The organism is Faecalimicrobium dakarense, assembly GCF_000499525.1.
Taxonomy (GTDB): domain Bacteria; phylum Bacillota; class Clostridia; order Peptostreptococcales; family Peptostreptococcaceae; genus Faecalimicrobium; species Faecalimicrobium dakarense.
On the sequence record NZ_HG529430.1, the window covers coordinates 16,002 to 36,401 of the forward strand.

The window sequence follows — 20,400 nt, forward strand, 5'->3', positions numbered from 1 at the left end:
AATTTTTATAATTATCTCCCTTAATATTTATACTTCCATTATTATAGTAAATACACTTGGTCTTCTTTTTGTTTTATCATATAGAAGATGTTCTACTGATTTTTTTACATGAATTTTTAATACTTGCCACTCTAAAATCTGTTTTTCTAAACATTCTTCTATTTCACTTTTAGCTACTTCTTTTATTTTATTTATTAAATCTTCTGACTCTCTTGCATATATAAAACCTCTAGTTATTATATCTGGACCAGAAACTATACTATAATCTTGTCTATTTATAGCTACAACAATAGTAACCATACCATCTCTTGCTAAATCTCTTCTATCTCTTAGTACAATATTCCCTACATCTCCGACTCCAAGTCCATCTACAAATACTACGCCTGTGTGAACTTTTTTAGCTTTATTTGCCCCTTCTTTTGATATTTCAAGAACTTGTCCTGTTTCTAATGTAAACACATTTGAGGGTTTCATTCCTAGCTTTATAGCTAAATCACTATGATGTTTTAGATGTCTATATTCACCATGAACAGGCATAAAATATTTTGGCTTAACTAATGTATGAATTAATTTTAATTCTTCTTGATAAGCATGTCCTGATACATGTATTTCTTCTAAGTCTTCATATATAACCTCTACACCTTTTCTAAATAATTGATTTATAACTCTAGACACCAATTTATCATTTCCAGGTATTGGGGATGCTGATATAATAAATAAATCATCTCTTTCTATTAATATTTTTCTATGAGATCCATATGCTATTCTAGAAAGTCCAGCCATAGGTTCTCCTTGACTTCCCGTTGTTATTATAGTTATATTTTCATGTGGATAATTATTGATTTCATCTATATCTATTATATTTTCTGGTGGTATATGAAGGTATCCTAAATCTATAGCAACTTGAGATATATTTTCCATACTTCTTCCGCTAAAAGCTACTTTTCTATTATGTGTAACTGAAGCATTTGCAATTTGCTGCATTCTATGAATATTTGATGCAAAAGTAGCGACTATAACTCTACCTTTTGCATTTGAAAATAATCTAGTCAAAGCTTCACCTATAGTTTTTTCTGATAGCGAATGGCCTTTTCTTTCAACATTCGTACTATCTGCCATTAACAGTAGTACTCCTTTTTTACCTAAAGTAGCCATTCTACTTAAATCAGTAACTCTTCCATCTATTGGTGTATAATCTATCTTAAAATCTCCTGTATGTAATATAACACCTATTGGAGTATGTATAGCTAAGGCGCATGCATCTGCAATACTATGAGTTACTTTTATAAATTCAATTTTTAAGTTTTCTAATTTAATTTTTTCTCCTGATTTTACAGATTTCAAATCACATATATCTAAGATATTATGTTCTTTTAATTTATTTTCTACTAGACCTAATGTAAGCTTTGTTCCATATACAGGCATATTTATTTGCTTTAATATATATGGAATTGCACCTATATGATCTTCGTGACCATGTGTTAAAAATAAACCTTTTATTTTATCTTTTTTATCCAGTAAATATTTTACATCAGGTATTACTAAATCTACTCCATACATATCTTCATCTGGAAATGATATTCCACAATCAATTACTATAATTTCATCATCATATTCTATAGCAGTAATATTTTTTCCTATTTCTCCAAGGCCTCCTAGAGGAATTATCCTTAGCTTACTATTTTCCATATAAATACCTCTCCTTTATGATTATTTTATTTATATAAACTATTATCATATTTCAAATTTAAATAGATCTTTGTTATCTATTTTATTTATAACTAATCATTATTAGTTTTCTCTAAATACGTATAATAATTCCATTTTTAATATAATCTTTTGAGAAATTTTTATATTTAAATAAAAAAAGCTATAGACACTCCAATTGAGTATCTTATAGCTTTCTTTTGTTATGTTTATATTATTTTACAAGAGCATCATACTCGGCTTTAGTTTTAGGAGCTTTTAATTCTCCTGCTTTGAATTTAGCAGCTTGCTCGTTTACGAAATCTATTATATCTTGAGGAACTAAGTTTTTAGTAGTTTCAGGTATTCCAACTGCATTTTCATCAAGTCCGTATACAGTAGTCTTTCCACCTTCGAATTTTCCTTCTTTTATATCTTTAGCTAATTCAAATACTCCTACATCAACTCTTTTTATAGCTGAAGATAATACATTCTTTGGCGCTAAATTACTTTGATCTCTATCAACACCTATAGCAAATTTATTATTTTCTTTAGCTGCTTCTATTGCACCTGTTCCAACATCTCCACCTGCTATAAATAATATATCTGCATCTTTTGAGTACATTTGATTAGCTATTGCTTTACCTTTTGCTTGATCTGTAAATGAGTTAGCATATTGTGTTTGTATTTCTGCATTTGGGTTAGCAGCTTTTACTCCTGCCATAAATCCATATTGGAAAGTTTCTATAACTGGTAATTCTATACCACCTATAAATCCTACATTATTAGTTTTTGTCATCTTACCTGCTACTAATCCTACTAAGTATGCAGATTGTTCAGCATTAAATTGTATAGTTTCTACATTTTCAGGTATTGTTTTGTAAGTTTCATCTACTAGAGCAAATTTTTGTTCTGGATATAATTTAGCACCTTCTTCTATAGCTCCTGATAACTTCATTCCAACTCCTAGTATTAAATCTACACCTTCATCTGCTAAAGTTTCTATATTACTAGCATAATCAGAATCTTGTTTAGACTCTAAGTATTTTACTTTTATTCCTAATTCTTTTTCTGCTTTTTTAAGACCTTCCCATGCACTTTGGTTAAATGATTGGTCGTTTACACCAGCTACGTCTGTTACCATACCTATCGTTATTTGATTATCATCTTTTTCTTTAGTTTTTCCTGAACATCCAACTAACATAGATGCTGATAATATTGTTGTCATTGCTAATACAGCTAATTTTTTTAATTTCATATCTTGACCTCCTGATGTTTTTCTAAAAAAAAATCCTTTTATCATCATGATAAAAGGATAGTTAGCTTTTTCTATATTTTAACTATTCAAATATCTTTTTAGTCTCTCTGGACCAAATTAAAGTTTATTTTTGTAATTTGTTATAATTTTTCTTTAAGTATTATCACATTTTATGTCGGATTTGTCAATGATTATTATTTTATTTTAATTATTATTTTATTTGTTATTAAAATATAATACATTAGCTACATGCATCATAACACCAATTGGTAAACACTCTTCATCAATATTAAATTTTGATGTATGCAATTGTTCTATTATACCTTTTTCCTTGTTTCTACACCCTAAGTTAAAGAACACTCCTTCACACTCTCTAGTGTAAAAAGAAAAATCTTCTCCCCCTAAAGATGGCTTTTCCTTCATACTAAACTTATTTTTTCCTAGCAATTTTTCACTATTTTTCTTTACTACGTCCACTAAAAATTTATTATTTATAACTGCTGGATATCCGTACTCATCTATATCTAATTCTCCACTACACCCAAAAGCTAATGAAACATTTTCTATTATTGTCTTTATTTTATTTAGCATAAAGTTTCTAGTTTCTTGATTTAATGTCCTTAATGTTGCCTTCATATTTATCTCATCACATATAATGTTTTGTGCTTCTCCTCCATATATTTTTCCTATTGTTAACACAGCCGAATTAAGCGGAGATATATTCCTACTTATTATACTTTGTAATGCTGTTATTACATGAGCTGATGCTACTAATGCATCAGCTCCATTTTCTGGGTATGCACCATGTGCTTTCTTTCCTTTTATAGAAATCTTTAATGTATCAGTGCTTGCATTTAATGTATCATATTTAGTTTCTATAGTTCCTGTATTCACGGTTGGCATTACATGAAGACCAAATATATAATCAACTTTTGGATTTTCTAGACACTTATCTTTTATCAAAAATCTAGCTCCACCTATAGTTTCTTCTGCAGGTTGGAATAAAAATTTAACATTAACATTTAATTTATCTTTTATTGAATAAAGTATTTTACATGCACCTAGTAATATAGATGTATGAGCATCATGTCCACATGCATGCATCACTCCTTCATTTATTGATTTGTATGAAGAATCTATTTCTTCTTTTATTGGAAGTGCATCTATATCTGCTCTTATTGCTATTGTTTGTTTTGCATTTTTATTAATTATATATGCTATTACTCCATTATGATTTTTAAAATCTATATAATCTATTCCTATATTCTTTAGATATTTTATTATTTTTCTCTTAGTTTCATATTCTTTTTCTGACAACTCTGGTGTCTTATGAAGGTCTCTTCTTATATCAATAAGCCATGGTTTTATATTTTCACACTCTTTAATTAATTTATCTTTATCCATAGTAGTCTCTCCTTATATTATTTTAGTTAAAAGTAATATAATATTTATGCATAGCTAGCTTTTATATTACAATTTATACAATAAAAGTAGCTGTCTCAAAATAGAATAAAAGATTGCACAACAAAAAATGAACTCTAGTTACTAAAGTTCATTTTTTATTAATAATTAGCAAGAGTCTGTAAATTTTGGAATGCAAAATATAGAAATATGGATATTTTGATAATTCCAATTTAAATCCTTATATCATCTAAAATACTCTTCATACCTTATGTATTTTAGTGATGTGAACATCCATCATGGTTGCATGAATGATTTGCTGGGAATTCATTAAGCTTATTGTCTTTTAACATTTGTAAATTTGTAGCTACATCACCTTCACAAGCTCTATAAACTTTTACTCCCATAGAGTTTAATTTCATTATAGCCCCTTGACCTATTCCTCCAACTATAACTGCATCTACAGTTTCACCTGATAAAGCTTTTATTGGTTGACACTTTCCATGCTCATGTCCTAAGTCCCCATTTCCTATTGATCTAACTTCATTGTTGTTTAAATTACATATAACAAACATTGGAGCTGATCCAAAGTGATTAAATGGTACACTTTCCATTCCTTTATTTTCTTTTACTGGCACACATACTTTCATCTTAGTTTTCCTCCTCTAATCTTTTTTTGCAACATTTTTTCATCGATTTACAATTTGTCTTGCAATCTAATATGTTAAATTCTTGTATTTCAAACTTTTCTTTATAACTCTCTAGGTCTTCATTAATTAAAGAACCTAAAAAATCCTTAGACTTTTGAAATAACTTTTTGTTTATATGATATATAACATAATAACCTTCTTTATATCCAGTTATTAGATTATTCTGCTTTAGAATTTTTATATGTTGAGAAACTGCAGCTTCTGAAATATTAACATGCTTTGCTATTCCTTTTGCACATACGTCTTTGTGGGCTAAAAGTAAAAGAATTTTCACTCTAGTTTCATCTCCCATTGCTTTAAATACGTTTACTATGTCTTTCATATTCACCTCTTAATTAGTTAAGTAATCACTTAATTAAAGTGTAGTCCTATTATTTTTATATGTCAATGATAGTTTTATAAATTTAAGTCCATAATATGACTATTTTAGTCCAATAGTATTATTTTTTTTTAATAAATGATAATATCATAGTCAAAAGAGGGTTTTCAAAATTTCATTAGATAATTTAGATGGAGGGGTATTTATGAAAAATAGGTTTTAAAAAAATCAATTAATACATTTTGTGTAGTAGGGTTATGTGCTCTTATGGGAGGTACATCTTATGCATGGGATGGTAAAAAAGATGGGACAGGAACACATGCATTAATAGCAGAACAAGGATTAACTATGCTAAATAATGATTTAAGTAAAAACGAATCACCAATAGTCAAACAAAATATAGAAATATTAAATAAATACATGAAGGATTTAAAAGTAGGGTCAACTTACCCTGATTATGATCAAAACGCATATGATTTGTATCAAGATCATTTCTTTGATCCTGATACAGGTAATAACTTTACACTAGATAATAAGTGGTATGTAGCATCACCTATATATGATACAGCAGAAACACAAGTAAGAAAATTTACAGCTCTAGCTCAAGATGAGTGGAATAAAGGTAATTATCAAGAGGCTACTTTCTTATTAGGTCAAGGTCTACACTATTTAGGTGATTTAAACACTCCATATCATGCATCTAATGTAACTGCTGTAGACAGTCCAGGTCATGTTAAGTATGAAACTTTCGTAGATGAAAGAAAAGAAAATTATGCATTAAATACAACTGGAACAGATACTACTTCAGGCGTATATAAAGAGGCAGTTAAAAATAAAAATTATGATGAATGGATGACTCAAAATTCCATTTCATATGCTAAAAAAGCTAAAGATTTATATTATAGTCATTCAACTATGAGTCATAGTTGGGAAGATTGGGATTACTCAGGAAGAGAAGCTATAAAAAATTCTCAAGTGTGTACAGCAGGTTTCTTATATAGATTTATGGATGAGGTATCTCAAGATGAAACTACAAATTCAAATAGCAATATGGCTAGTGAGTTTAATGTAATATTAAAAACTGCTGATAATAAATATGCAGGAACAGATGATCATGTGTATTTTGGTTTCGAGACAAAAGATGGAGTAAAGAATGAATGGCTATTAGATAATGCAGGTAATGATTTTGAAAGAAATCAATTAGATAACTATTTATTAAAAACAAAAGATAATTCAAAATTTGATACAAATAATATAACTAAGTTTTGGATTAGAAAAAATAATATGACTGTTGTAAGCGATGATTGGGAGCTAAGTAATTTAAAATTAATAGCAAATGGAAAAGTAATACTTCAAAAAGATATAAATAAAGTATTTTCAGGAAATGAAACTTACGATATAAATAAATAAAAAGTAAAGGGGTTGCCTATTTTTAGACAGCCCCTTTTATATAAACTACTACTATCTTTTTTTACTTAACAAATTGATTAACAAAGTTTATCATCATAGACTTAAATATTCCACTATAGTCAACTATTTGTGCTACTTGGTTTTTATTTTCTGTTTGTGAGTTGAAGTTTGCTATTTTAAAAGTAAGATAACCATCTACTTCATTAATTAAGTACCCTGCATCTTTAGTATTAGATATTTCTAAATCACCCATATCTAAGTTTAAATCCTCTACTATTTCTTTGTTTCCACATAAAATACCTTTTGAGTATGTACTTATATCTGTAGCAAATACTACATATTTAGATTTAGTATCTTTTTCATCTGATTTTACAAATAATCGGTCTGTTAAACTACTTTTTACCATATTAACAGGTATTAAACTTTCATCTACTGCTTCATCTAAGTTTTCTTTTATAGTTTTTGTAAAGCTTTCCATATCAAACTTTTCTGATTCTACTTTTAATATATTTAATGTTTCTATATTTTCTTTAGGTATGTAGTTTGCTACATTTTGAAAAACATGGTATATATCTTTTATTTCGTATCCTTTATTTATGTAATTTTCTTTTATTTCATATTCTTCATCAAATTCCTTAACTAATTTAGGCAGCTCAGCCTTTGTATTTGCATCTTTTATATTAGTTACAAATGGTATTATTTTATTAGGTTTCATTAAGAACATTTCTAATGGTTTTATAGTTGCATTTGCTTCTTTTATGTCACTTTCTTCAAAAGCTTCTTCTATACCATCTTCTAAAAATGCTACTTCAACTTCCATTTCATAATCTTCTTCATCTATTACATTTGATCCAACTGGATACATTACTATTAATTTACTTTTATCAAAAACATATCCAAATGAATAATCTATCTCTAACTGTTTTTTCATATTTTTTCTCCTTTGTTTTAATTATGTAATTATATTATCATAGTTTGACCTAGTCATTCTAATCTTTTTTATAAGTTAGTTGCCTATTTATTTTAGTCCTTTGCCTATTAAATATTCCTGATCTTTTTAAAAGTATGGATATTAATATAACTACTCCAAATAAACCTGATAGTGGATATATAAGGTTTACTAACATTGCAAAAGGCAATCTTCCTCCTATAAATCCTGCTATAGTACATAAAATAGCTATCATTGTAAATTTAACTGTTTTCTCTTTTGAAAAACTGCTACATACACTCCAAAGTAATGGAACTGCAGTAGTATAAATTCCAGCTATAAGCATTAAAGAAAACATAACTCCAACTATTGGCCCTATTTTATCTGCCATGTATAATGTTGGTATTTCTGTCATATATGTATTATTTATATCTGCCATTATACCTAAATTTAAAGTTATAGCCGCGATCATGAACGCTATACCGCCTAAAATTCCACCCCATATGCAATTTTTTCTATTTCTGGCTGTAGCACCTACTCCTGCTAAAAAAGGTGTTGCTATAATTAAATTTAATCCACTATAAATAATAGCTGTCATAACCCAGCTATCAACTGCTTTAGTAACATTTATTGTAGGTATTATTTCATTTATAGCAAGAAATGATTCATAATTTCTTGCTATTGTAACAATACCTACACCAACTGATATTATTACAATCATAGGTCCTATGTTACCTAGTATGTCTATTAGCTTATTCATTCCCATTAGCACTGATCCAAGGGCCAATAGCGCGAGAATTAATGATCCTATATCTTTATCTATTCCATAGTATTGATTAATAGATGCTCCTGCACCAGATATCATAACTACAAAACTTAAAAAGAAAAATATGGGCATAAAAGTTTTAAAAAATCCTCCTATTAAGTTTCCGCATAAATATGTAAAAATATCATTACTTGATCTTAACTTTGCGCTCTTTCCTATTTCCAATAAACTAGCCCCACAATAAGCTAAAACTACCATACATATTATATTCGATAATATGCTTATCATTCCATGTGCTGAAAAAAATTGCATAATTTCTTGTCCTGTTGCAAATCCTGAGCCTATACAAACAGATATATAGGTTCCTGCAAATTTCATAATTTCCTTGAAGTTGCTCCCCCTATTCATTTAAACTCCCTCCTATAGTAATAGTTTTCCCCTTTATCTATCTATATGCTTGTTCAATATTATTAGTATCATTTTATATAAAAATAAAAACTCTACTTTAAATAACCTTATGTTATTTAAAGTAGAGTCCTATATTTATTATTTATATCATTTAATCCGCCACTGCTTTATAAGCATATTTTTGTATATTTGCTATTTTAGCTATAATAAACATTGTTATTAATTCTGTTACAAACATACTAACCCATATACCATTTGCACCAAATACTTTAGAAAAGACAATCAGTATAATAGGAAGTACTAATATTGAACGTAGAGCTCCTATTAAATTTGAGTACTTAGTAAATTCTATTGCTTGATAGTATACTGTTGTCGTTAAGTTTTTTCCTATTAGGAAATATGCTAGATTAGTCATATTCAGAGCTATATAAGACATATCAATTATTGTTTTATCTGATGTAAATATTCCTATTATAGGCTTTCCAAAGAATAAACATATAACGAAAAATCCCGCAGAAATAATCATACTAGTTTTAACTGCTAATCCATATACATTTATTATTTTATCTGCATCTTTAGCTCCAAAATTGTAACTCATAAGAGGCTGTGCTCCTAAAGTTACCCCTAATAATATTAAATATATATTAGTAGTGATATAGTTTACTACTGCATAAGCAGAAAGTCCCATTTCTCCAATCGTAAATGTTATAACTATATTGTGTATAAGTATCATTACTGAAAAAGCTGCCTCTGCAACAAATGATGGAAAACCAACCTTTATTGCTTCCGTTATAATATCTTTTTCCATTTTAGATTTTCCAAATGTTAGCTTTCCTTTTTTACTTATAAAATGAGATGTAATTATTAAAACTGTAACTATTTGACCTAATCCAGTAGCTATTGCTGCACTTTTTACACCTAACTTTAACTCAAATATAAATATATAGTTTAATGCTACATTACATATAGTTCCAGCTATAGTAGCTATCATTGCAAGGTTTGGTCTATTATCATTTCTTACAAAGCTTCCAAGCGCGATTCCTAATAAGTTTGGAATACAAAACATTGCATAGTATCTTAAATATTCAGCAGATAAATCTTGAAGATTTTCTGTTGCTCCCATTAATTTAACTATTGGAGATGCAAAAATAACACATATGACACTAAGAATTAAACTTATAACAACTAGAAATTTCATTACCTGTCTAAATACATTTACAGCTCTTTCATCATTTTTAGCTCCAAAATTCTTTGAAACTATAGCTCCACCACCGACTGCAACCATTGTAGCAAGCCCGAAAAATACTATAGTAAGCGGCATAACAATATTTACAGCTGCAAGAGCTAAATCCCCTATACCTCTACCCAAAAATACTCCATCTAATACTGTATTAAATGAAGCTATACACATAGCTAAGGCTGATGGTATAGCATATTCTAAAAATTGTTTTTTCATATATCTCAACCTCCTAAAAAATTATTACTTTTTAGATTTTAAAGTGTACAGTTAGTGGAGGGTCAATACTTTTTTATTATTTTTTTATTATTTTTTTAATATTTCTATTTGTACTAAAGTTTTTTCCTTTGTATCTTTATCTATTCTTGGCATTATCCATCTTTCATTAAAATCTCCAACTACACTTATGTTGTTTTCCTTTATGTATTCAATTATCTTTTCATAATACTTTATATAATTTTTATAGTTATCATCAAATAATATAGTTACATATTCTCCTTCTGGTAAAATGCCCTCTTTTTTATACTTTTCTCTTTGAGAGAAACTTTTTATTCCCGTATACACTAACTTTCCTTCATTAACTAATTTATCATAGGATGCACTAGCTCCAAGTTGAGGATATGTTTCATTATACTTATTTTCAATATCAATAATAACTTTTCTTAGATGCATCTCAAACTCTTCTAATTCACTTGCTATGCAATCGTACTTTATAAATTTACGCTCTTTATTATATTTTATAACCACCGTATCCATTTCAGTATCTATGGTTTCTTCTATATTTGCTTCTAACTCATCTAGATATGATTTAATATCTGATAATTCTTTAATTTTTTTCTCTAATAAACTACTTTGCCTTTTTAATGTATTTAACATAGATTCTACTGTTCCATCAGAGTTTATAAGCATTTTTATTTCTTCTAAAGACATTCCTATTAACTTACAATATTTTATTATATCTATATGCATAAATTGCTCTATTGAATAATACCTATAATTATTTTCTTTATTTATATATGCAGGTTTTAATATTCCTATTTGATCATAATATCTAAGTGTCTTTATAGGTAAATTAGAAAGCTTAGATATCTCTCCTATTGTAAAGTATGTTCTCATTTTACCACCTTCTTAAAAATTATTATATTTAATAATACACTAATAATACCTTAATTTTTTCTAAAACTATATATTATTATAATTTTTTAGTATATAAAAAATGAGTACTAAGCCTTACACTTAGTACTCATTTTTATATTAATTATGCTAACTGAGATTTAGCGTCTTTATTATATTGTTCTAAATCTAAATCTTTTTCACTATTTGCTATAACTAAAGTACAAACATTATCTCCCATAACGTTAACTGTAGTTCTAAACATATCTATAATTCTCTCAACACCCATTATAAGACCTATACCTTCAAGTGGAAGTCCTACTGACTGAAGAACCATCGATAACATTATCATACCTACACCAGGAACTCCCGCTGTTCCTATAGATGCTAATGTTGCAGTAAGTACTATTGTCATCATATCATTTAATCCTAAATCTACTCCATATATTTGTGCTATAAATAATGCTGCTACTCCTTGCATTATAGCCGTACCGTCCATATTTATAGTTGCACCCATTGGTATTGTAAATGATCTTGTTGCTTTCCCAACACCTAATTCTTCCATTATCTCTAAGCTTACTGGTACTGAAGCATTACTTGATGCAGTAGAAAAAGTTACTGCTGCTACTTGTGTAAACTTTTTTAAGAAAGGCTTTATTTTTTGCTTTGTAAATATTTTAAATAATCCACCATAAACTACACTTACATGTATTAATAGTCCTAGTAATACAACTCCTACATACTTTAATAATGCGAATACTGCATCTGTTCCAACTGTAGCAAATGTATTCGAAACTAATGCAAATACTCCATATGGAGCAAATAGCATTATTATATTTACCATTTTCATACAAACTTCATTTGCACTTTCAAATAATACTTTAATAGGTTCTGCCTTTTGTCCAACAACATTTATAGCTATTCCTATAAGTAATGCAAAGAATATAACTTGTAACATATCTCCATTTGCTAATGATTGTATTGGGTTGCTTGGTATAATATTTAATATTATTTCAACTAACGATTTTGACTCTCCAATTGCAACATCTCCTGAAACTAAGTTACTCATATCAAGACCTAAGCCTGGTTTTAATATACTACCTAAGAATAAAGATATTATTATTGCTATTGCAGTAGTTCCTAGATAAAATAACATAGTTTTTCCGCCTATTCTACCTAACTTATTAACATCTCCCATAGAAGCCGAACCGCAAATTAATGAAACAAATACTAATGGAACAACCATCATCTTTATAGCAGAAGTAAATCCATTTCCAAAAATTTTAAATACTCCTCCTAAAATTACTGTATCTTTTATATAACTCGATGGCATCTGCTTTAATAGTAATCCAAATAAGAATCCTAACAGAAGACCTAGTAATATTTTACTCGTTAACGTGATCTTTTTTTCATAATAATTCTCCTTCCTTCGAACTTTTTTTCGTTTTATATATTATATTATACACTACCATCTTTATTTTTTCATTAAAAAAATAAAGTCTGTCTATATTTCAGGTGTCGAATTTTTAATTTTATAAAGTTATTAGTATTTATAGTTTAATTTAATTAGTATTTTGACATTTGACCAACTTTCATTAAATAATATCTTCGAAAATTCATTAATTATATATAAATAAGGAGTATAAGTTAGATTTCTTAATATTTTCTAACTTATACTCCTTTTATTTTCTTAGTTATATTCTTGTTAAAATGGTAGTTCCTCTTCTACTGAACCAATATCTACTCCTACATTTTCAAATAATTTACTTCCGTCATACTGCTTACTTTCTTCTTTTATATCATTACTTTTTTCTCTTATTTCTATATACCTAAAGCTATTTACATAAATCTTTGTTATAGATCTATTCTCATCATCTGCTGTCTTGTATCGATCTACCACAACACTTCCGTCTATTAATGTGAATGCTCCTTTTTTCAACCTTGGAGCAAAAGCCTGAGCTTTATTCCCCCACGCCTCTAAATTTATAAAATCTGTGCTTCTATTACCATACTTATCTTTATAATCTCTATCTACTGCTAATGTAAATCTTGCTCTTGCAACTTGAGAGTCTCCTACAAAATCTATATCTGCATCTCTAGTAAGTCGTCCTGCTAAAATAACATTATTCATAAATATCATCCTTTTTTAATTTATTTTTATTTGAAGTATAAACAATGATCTAATCTATAATACATATTTTTCCAAAATTCAGTTTTTTTATTTAATGAACTAAAAAAAGAATGCAATTTTGCATTCTTTTCCTAAGTTTTATTACATTATATTAGTTTTCCATTATTTTTCTTATATTGAATATTCTAAATGATTTTTTACTTAACTCTATATTAAAATTATCATTTTCTTTAAATATACTTTCTACATATTTTTTAACACCATGGTTTATATCTATTTCTTCTAAAATATCTTCCTCTAAGTTTATATTTATATCTTGAACGTTATCTTTTCTATTTACTAATATTAGGATTCTTTCACTATCTTCAGTAAATCTTATAAATCCAAATACATCATCATTTTTAGTATCTATAAACTTAGTATCACCATGAACTAATGGATTTAATTTTTTCTTGTAGATATAGTATTTTTGTAGAATTCTATCATATCCTCATCTTCATTGTTCCAAGGATATGTTCTTCTATTATCTGGATCTTTTTCACCTATAAGACCTGCTTCATCTCCATAGTAAATATATGGAACTCCTTCAAATGTCATTTGTATAGATACTGCTAATTTTACCATCTCTTTATCTTCATTTAACTCAGTTTTTATCCTATTAACATCATGGCTACCTATTAGGTTTAAATTTGATTTAAATGCTTCCTTAGGATAGTTTTCTTTAATTTCCATAAACTTATTTCTAAGATCTTTAGATGTTATTTCTCCTTTTAGAAATGAAACTACATTGCTTCTAAAAGGATATCCCATAACTGAATCTAACTGATTTCCAAGAAGATAACTTCTTCTTTCATCATAACTTACTTTATTAGATGCATCTTCCCAAACTTCACCTGATAAAACAGCTTCATTATCTATATCTTTTAATTCTTCTTTTAATAATTTTATAAATTTAGTTGGAAGTTCATCAGCTACATCTAGTCTCCAACCTTTTACACCTTTACTTGTCCATTTTCTAATTATACTATCTTTACTTTTTATAATATAGTCTATATAACCTGGATCTAATTCATTAACATTTGGTAATTCTTTTACGCCCCACCAACATTTATATTCCAAAGGAAAATTTTTAAAATTGTACCAAGAACTATATTTAGATTCTTGTGACTGGAAAGCTCCTACTTCATCGTATGTTCCATATTTGTTAAAGTATTTACTATCTGCACCAGTATGACTAAATACTCCATCTAATACTATATTTATACCTTTTTTTTCTGCTTTTTTTATTAAATCTTCAAATATTTCTTCATCTCCAAACATTGGATCTATATTTTCATAATTTCCTGTATCGTATTTATGATTACTTGAAGATTCAAATATTGGGCTTAAGTATATAATACTTACACCTAGCCTTTTTAAATATGTAAGTTTATCTATTATACCTTTTAAATTTCCACCATGAAAATCCCATCTTATTACTTCATCTTCCTTATTCTTTATATACATAGGAATATCACTCCAAGTTCCATATATAAAGCTATTTTCTTTAGGATTACTAGGCTTTTTAGTTTTATTACCATTGTTAAATCTATCTACAAATATTTGATACACTATACCTTCTTTATACCAAGTGGGAACTTCGTATTCTTCATATACCGTTACTTGATATTTATTTATATCATAATAAGAATATTCACAGGCTTGCCCATCTTCTCTACTTCTTCCATAGAATACTTTTTGATTATTATTAAGTTCTACTTCAAAGTAGTAAAAATAAATACCAACTTCTTCAAATAGACTACATTCTCCTTTGTAGCAATTTTCACTTTCCTTTACTAAATTAATTCTACTTAATTCTACATCTTCTCTTAATATTACCCAGGCAATATTTGATATATTAGAATCTTCATTTACATTTATTGATATTTTCATACCTTGGTTGATTTTCAAGGCTCCAAAAGGAGCCTTGTTTTCCCAAGAATTATAGTTTATTATATTCCCCATTTATCTCACACCCTTTAAACCAAATATCTTTTGCATATTCTGATATAGTTCTATCTGAAGAAAATATTCCTGAGTTAGCTATATTAACTAAAGATATACTATTCCACTTTTCTTTTTCCTTATATAATTTATTTATTTTTTGCTGTGCCTCTATATAATTTTCCATATCTCTTAATACAAAATATTCATCATTATACGTTATTAGTGAATCATAAATTTCTCTACCTTCTTTTTCTATATTAGGTATAAATCCATTTATTAAATCATCTACAACTCTTTTTATATACATATTAGACTTATATAAATCTAGAGCTGAGTATCCACCATATTTATTATAATCTAGTACTTGTTTAGCACTTAATCCGAATAATATAATATTTTCATTTCCAACTTGCTCATGTATTTCAACATTTGCTCCATCCAATGTTGCTATAGTTATTGCACCATTCATCATAAATTTCATATTACTTGTTCCTGATGCTTCTTTTGTCGTTGTTGAAATTTGTTCACTTACATCAGCTGCTGGTATTATTATTTCAGCTAAAGACACACTATAGTTCTCAACAAAAACAACTTTTAGTTTATCTTTAACTCTTTCATCATTATTAATTTTATATGCTACTGAATTTATAAACTTAATTATCGATTTTGCTAAGTGATACCCAGGTGCAGCTTTTGCACCAAATATGAATGTTCTAGGCTCTATATCAAAGTTTGGATTTTCCAATAATTCATGATACAAATGAAGTATATGAAAAACATTTAAAAGTTGCCTTTTATATGCATGTAGCCTCTTAATTTGAACATCGTATATAGAGTTTGGGTTTATATCTATATCATATTTTTCTTTTATATGGTTAGCTAGTATTTTTTTATTATCTGTTTTTATTTCATCTAGCTTTCTTAATACATCTATGTCGTCTTTATACTTTTCTAACTCTTCCAATTTTAATGTATCTCTTTTCCATTCGCTTCCTATAAGTTCTGTTATAAGGTCTGCTAGTTTTGGATTACAGCTTAGTAACCATCTTCTATGAGCTATACCATTTGTCTTATTATTAAACTTTTCAGGCTCATCATCATAGAAATCCTTTAATACTTCATTTTTTAATATTTCAGTATGAAGATTTGCTACACCATTTACACTGTGGCTTCCCATTATACATAAATGAGCCATACTTATATTTTCACAATTTATAATACTCATATGATTGACCTTATTAATATCTCCAGAATACTTTTCATTTAAATAATTCTTATATCTTCTATCTATCTCTTCTACTATCATGTATATTCTAGGAAGTAATTTTTTCATCATTTCTGCTGGCCATTTTTCCATAGCTTCAGCCATTATTGTATGATTTGTATAAGATATTGTATTTTTAGTTATATCCCATGCTTCATCCCAAGATAGTCCCTCTTCATCTAATAATATTCTCATCAATTCTGGAATACAAAGTGTTGGATGTGTATCATTTATATGAATAGCTACACTTTTAGGTAGGTCTAATATATTAGATTTGTGCTTTTTAAATTTTCTTATTATATCTTGAATCCCCGCACTAACAAAGAAATATTCTTGCTTTAATCTAAGTAACCTTCCTGCATAGTTTGAATCATTTGGATATAAAACTTGTGATATTTCTTCTGCATAGTACTTATATTTTAGTGCATCATCATAACTTCCTGAATAATTTTTGGCATTAGAAGATGTAGGACCAAAATCTCTTCTTACAATATCACTTTTAAATAATCTTAATGTATTTATAGAGTCATTTTCATATCCTATAATAGGGATATCATAAGGCATAGCCATAACTGGAATGTAGTTTTTATGAACTACTCTTAATCTTTTATTATCATCTATTAACTCTACATCCCCTTCAAATTTAACTACAACAGCCTTATTAGGTCTTACTGTTTCCCATATATAATTTCCTTGTGTAAGCCAGTTATCAGGCACTTCTACCTGATAACCGTTAACAAATTTTTGTTCAAAAAGGCCATACTTATATCTAATCCCGTATCCATGGCCACTTATATCTAATGATGCCATAGAGTCTAAGAAACATGCTGCTAGTCGCCCTAAGCCGCCATTTCCTAATGCTGGGTCTACTTCTTCTTCTATTAGGTCATCTAAACTAATACCTAAATCTTTTAAACCTTCTCTTATAGTTTTTTCTAGGTCTAGATTTAATAAATTAGATTTTAGCTGTCTTCCCATTAGAAACTCTATACAAAAATAGTATACTTCCTTTTGACAGCTTATTTTAGTTTCAATCCATCTCTTTGCAATTATATCTTTTATAACACTGCATAGAACGTTTAATAATTGTTCATTACTAGCTTCATTTATCGACTGAGCATATAGACTATACATCTTAGTTTCAAATTGCTGTTTAAATTTCTTTTTACTAATTGTGACCAAAATCAAATCACCCCTTTAATCTAGCATATCTTGATAGGTCTTTATATAATCTTGAGCTGATTTCTTCCAGCTACTATCAGTTTTCATAGCATTAAACATTAATTCTTTCCAAGTATCTTTATCATGATAAAGCCCTATCGCCATCTGTATGCAATAAAGCATCTCATGAGCATTGTAATTTGCAAATGTAAATCCATTTCCTTCCCCAGTATATTTGTTGTATGGCTTAACTGTATCTTTTAAACCGCCGGTTTCTCTAACAATTGGAAGTGTTCCATATCTCATCGCTAACATTTGTCCAATTCCGCATGGCTCAAATAATGATGGCATTAAGAATATATCGCTTGCTGCATATATTTGTTGTGCTAGTGCACTATCAAATGTTATTCTTGCTGACACTTTCTTAGGGAAATGTGAATCATAATAATTAAACATTGATTGATATTGATGCTCTCCAGTACCTAGAACTACTATTTGTAAATTTTCTCTCATAAGTTCTGGCATAATATAAGATATTAAATCAAAGCCTTTTTGTGATACTAATCTCGAAACGATTCCTATTAATGGTATATCAGAGTTTACTTCAAGACCTAAAATTTCTTGTAATTTAAGTTTGTTTTCAACTTTTTTGTCAATACTATTAATATCAAAATTAACAAATATATCTTTATCTGTTTTAGGATTATTTAAATCATAATCTATTCCATTTAATATTCCTATTAATTTAGATGAATTATGCCTTAACAATCCATCTAAACTTTCTCCATAAAATTTAGTTTGTATTTCATTTGTATAAGTAGGGCTTACAGTACTTACCTTATCACTAAATACTATGCCTGATTTCATAAAGCTAACTCCGCCATAGTATTCAACATTTCCATTTTCAAGGTACTTATAAGGAAGATCTAATACATCCCCTAGAACCAAGTTAGAAAATACACCTTGATATTGTAGATTATGGATAGTGTATATAGTTTTTATATCTTTATATCCTGGTAAATTCCTATACTTCTCATTTAAAGTTAATGGTATCATACCTGTATGCCAATCATTTAGATGAATTATATGTGGATAAAAATCAAGTATTGATATAGCTTTTAATACTGCATTGCTAAAGAAAGTATATCTTTCTGCATCATCATCATATCCATAAAGATATGCAATTTCTCCTTCTCTTTTGAAGTAATATTCATTATCTATAAAATAAAACTTAACTCCATCTAATTCCATTTCTAAAAGCCCGCAGTATTGATTTCTCCATCCAACCTTAACATTAAATATAGTTACTTCGTTTAATTTTTCTTTTAAATAATTTGGCATATTTGAATACTTTGGAAGTATTACTCTAATATCAACGCCTTCTTTTTTTAATGCTTTAGGTAATGCATAAGCTACATCACCTAATCCCCCTGTCTTTGCAAATGGCCAACATTCTGATGTTGCATAAAGAACTTTCACTAAAAATTTCCCCCTTTAAATACTTATATCTTTTTCTATGACAATAGGATAATTTTCATCTCCTCTTAATTCTTTTCCTTCTCCGATATTTATATTTTTATCGAATATAACATTTTGTAAATATGCATCTTTATCTATAGTGCAATTTTGCATTACTACGCAGTTTTCTATATTTGCACCTTCTTTTATACGTACCTTTCTAAATATAATACTGTTTTTTACATTTCCTTCTATTACACACCCTGTTGCTATAAATGAATTTTCTATGTTTGCCTTATCTGAATATATTGTAGGAGATTCATTTTTTTCTTTAGTTAATATTCTCCTATCTGAATATAATAGCTCCTTAGCCACATCTATATTTAACAAGTCTTTGCTCATTTCAAAGTATGATTTAGTTGTTTTTATACATTTTAAATATCCATTATGCTCATACGCTCCAACTCTTAGATTATTTACATTTTCAGATATGTAGTCTTCTAAATATAAATATTCTCCAGTATTACTTAACATATATATAGTTTTTATGAAATCTTCTCTTTTCATTATATATGTTTCCATCCATATATTTGCTTTAGAAAACACCCCTAAATTACTACCTATATTTACAACCTTATTATTGTCTAGCACCAGAGTTAAATTTCCATCAAAGTCTTCATTAGCGTTATCAACTTGTTTATATATCATTGTTATATCATTTTTAGATCTTATATGGTATTTAATAGCTTCGCTATAATCCATATTACATATCATATAGCTTGGTGAAATTAATATATATTCTTCTTCACTTTTTTCTATATATCCAATATTACATAGTATGTTATATATATCTCCTTTTCTATACGGATACTTATTTTGTACTTCAGTATCTTCTGGACTAAATATAGATAATCCACCTTTTTTTCTACTTAAGTCCCAATCTTTCCCGCTTCCTATATGATCTGTTAAAGATCTATATTTTTCTTTTGCATATATTCCTATATTAGTTATTCCTGAGTTAACCATATTAGATAAAGTAAAGTCTATAACTCTATATCTACCTGCTATTGGTGTTGATGCTATTGGTCTACCATAATTTAGTTTACTTATATTTGGTTCTCCCTTTTTATTTAAATTTATTAATCCCATGCATTTATTTACCAT

The 20,400-nt window shown here is 27.9% G+C and carries 17 protein-coding genes; 1 reads left to right on the forward strand and 16 read right to left on the reverse strand.

Annotation, left to right across the window (positions count from 1 at the left end):
- Positions 1–27: 27 nt before the first annotated feature.
- From BN899_RS16895 to BN899_RS16915, 5 genes are all read right to left on the reverse strand, one after another.
- The gene (locus tag BN899_RS16895; RefSeq protein WP_042277904.1) at positions 28–1,689 is read right to left on the reverse strand and encodes a ribonuclease J; all 1,662 of its coding nucleotides are present in this window, start codon (positions 1,687–1,689) and stop codon (positions 28–30) included.
- Positions 1,690–1,921: 232 nt separating this feature from the next.
- Positions 1,922–2,944 (reverse strand): BMP family lipoprotein, encoded by a 1,023-nt coding sequence (locus BN899_RS16900; protein WP_042277907.1) that lies wholly within the window; start codon positions 2,942–2,944, stop codon positions 1,922–1,924.
- 216 nt (positions 2,945–3,160) lie between these two features.
- Positions 3,161–4,348, reverse strand: a complete 1,188-nt coding sequence (locus BN899_RS16905) for a M20 metallopeptidase family protein (RefSeq protein ID WP_042277908.1) — start codon at positions 4,346–4,348, stop codon at positions 3,161–3,163.
- A 275-nt stretch (positions 4,349–4,623) separates the two neighbouring features.
- Positions 4,624–4,995, reverse strand: coding sequence for a NifB/NifX family molybdenum-iron cluster-binding protein (locus BN899_RS16910; protein WP_042277910.1), 372 nt, complete (start codon positions 4,993–4,995; stop codon positions 4,624–4,626).
- Between the two features lies 1 nt (position 4,996).
- On the reverse strand, positions 4,997–5,377 hold the full coding sequence (locus BN899_RS16915) for an ArsR/SmtB family transcription factor (protein ID WP_042277912.1): 381 nt from the start codon (positions 5,375–5,377) through the stop codon (positions 4,997–4,999).
- Positions 5,378–5,641: 264 nt separating this feature from the next.
- On the opposite strand from BN899_RS16915, the gene BN899_RS16920 reads away from it, so the two are divergent.
- Entirely contained in the window at positions 5,642–6,784 is a 1,143-nt protein-coding gene (locus BN899_RS16920; RefSeq protein ID WP_052356895.1) for a zinc dependent phospholipase C family protein, read from the forward strand.
- A gap of 61 nt (positions 6,785–6,845) precedes the next feature.
- On the opposite strand, the gene BN899_RS16925 is transcribed toward BN899_RS16920, so the two are convergent.
- The 11 genes from BN899_RS16925 to glgD form a co-directional block, all read right to left on the reverse strand.
- Positions 6,846–7,715 (reverse strand): hypothetical protein, encoded by an 870-nt coding sequence (locus tag BN899_RS16925; protein ID WP_042277916.1) that lies wholly within the window; start codon positions 7,713–7,715, stop codon positions 6,846–6,848.
- A gap of 58 nt (positions 7,716–7,773) precedes the next feature.
- Complete coding sequence (locus BN899_RS16930) at positions 7,774–8,886, reverse strand: YkvI family membrane protein (protein ID WP_042277918.1); 1,113 nt, start codon at positions 8,884–8,886, stop codon at positions 7,774–7,776.
- 151 nt (positions 8,887–9,037) lie between these two features.
- Complete coding sequence (locus BN899_RS16935) at positions 9,038–10,342, reverse strand: MATE family efflux transporter (protein ID WP_042277920.1); 1,305 nt, start codon at positions 10,340–10,342, stop codon at positions 9,038–9,040.
- An 87-nt stretch (positions 10,343–10,429) separates the two neighbouring features.
- Positions 10,430–11,239 carry a MerR family transcriptional regulator gene (locus BN899_RS16940; RefSeq protein ID WP_042277922.1) on the reverse strand — a complete coding sequence of 270 codons (810 nt, stop codon included), beginning with the start codon at positions 11,237–11,239 and terminating at the stop codon, positions 10,430–10,432.
- A 142-nt stretch (positions 11,240–11,381) separates the two neighbouring features.
- Positions 11,382–12,686, reverse strand: coding sequence for a dicarboxylate/amino acid:cation symporter (locus BN899_RS16945; RefSeq protein WP_081712306.1), 1,305 nt, complete (start codon positions 12,684–12,686; stop codon positions 11,382–11,384).
- A gap of 255 nt (positions 12,687–12,941) precedes the next feature.
- Positions 12,942–13,367: a single-stranded DNA-binding protein gene (locus BN899_RS16950; RefSeq protein ID WP_052356896.1), complete on the reverse strand. Its 426-nt coding sequence runs from the start codon at positions 13,365–13,367 to the stop codon at positions 12,942–12,944.
- A gap of 151 nt (positions 13,368–13,518) precedes the next feature.
- Positions 13,519–13,845: an alpha-glucosidase C-terminal domain-containing protein gene (locus BN899_RS20875; RefSeq protein WP_334291376.1), complete on the reverse strand. Its 327-nt coding sequence runs from the start codon at positions 13,843–13,845 to the stop codon at positions 13,519–13,521.
- Positions 13,809–15,371 (reverse strand): glycoside hydrolase family 13 protein, encoded by a 1,563-nt coding sequence (locus tag BN899_RS16955; RefSeq protein ID WP_042277959.1) that lies wholly within the window; start codon positions 15,369–15,371, stop codon positions 13,809–13,811. The genes BN899_RS20875 and BN899_RS16955 overlap by 37 nt, the downstream gene beginning before the upstream one ends.
- Positions 15,349–17,799, reverse strand: coding sequence for a glycogen/starch/alpha-glucan phosphorylase (locus tag BN899_RS16960; protein ID WP_081712308.1), 2,451 nt, complete (start codon positions 17,797–17,799; stop codon positions 15,349–15,351). The genes BN899_RS16955 and BN899_RS16960 overlap by 23 nt, the downstream gene beginning before the upstream one ends.
- Positions 17,800–17,814: 15 nt before the next feature.
- Positions 17,815–19,257 (reverse strand): glycogen synthase GlgA, encoded by a 1,443-nt coding sequence (gene glgA, locus BN899_RS16965; RefSeq protein ID WP_042277928.1) that lies wholly within the window; start codon positions 19,255–19,257, stop codon positions 17,815–17,817.
- 15 nt (positions 19,258–19,272) lie between these two features.
- Entirely contained in the window at positions 19,273–20,400 is a 1,128-nt protein-coding gene (gene glgD / locus BN899_RS16970) for a glucose-1-phosphate adenylyltransferase subunit GlgD (protein ID WP_042277930.1), read from the reverse strand.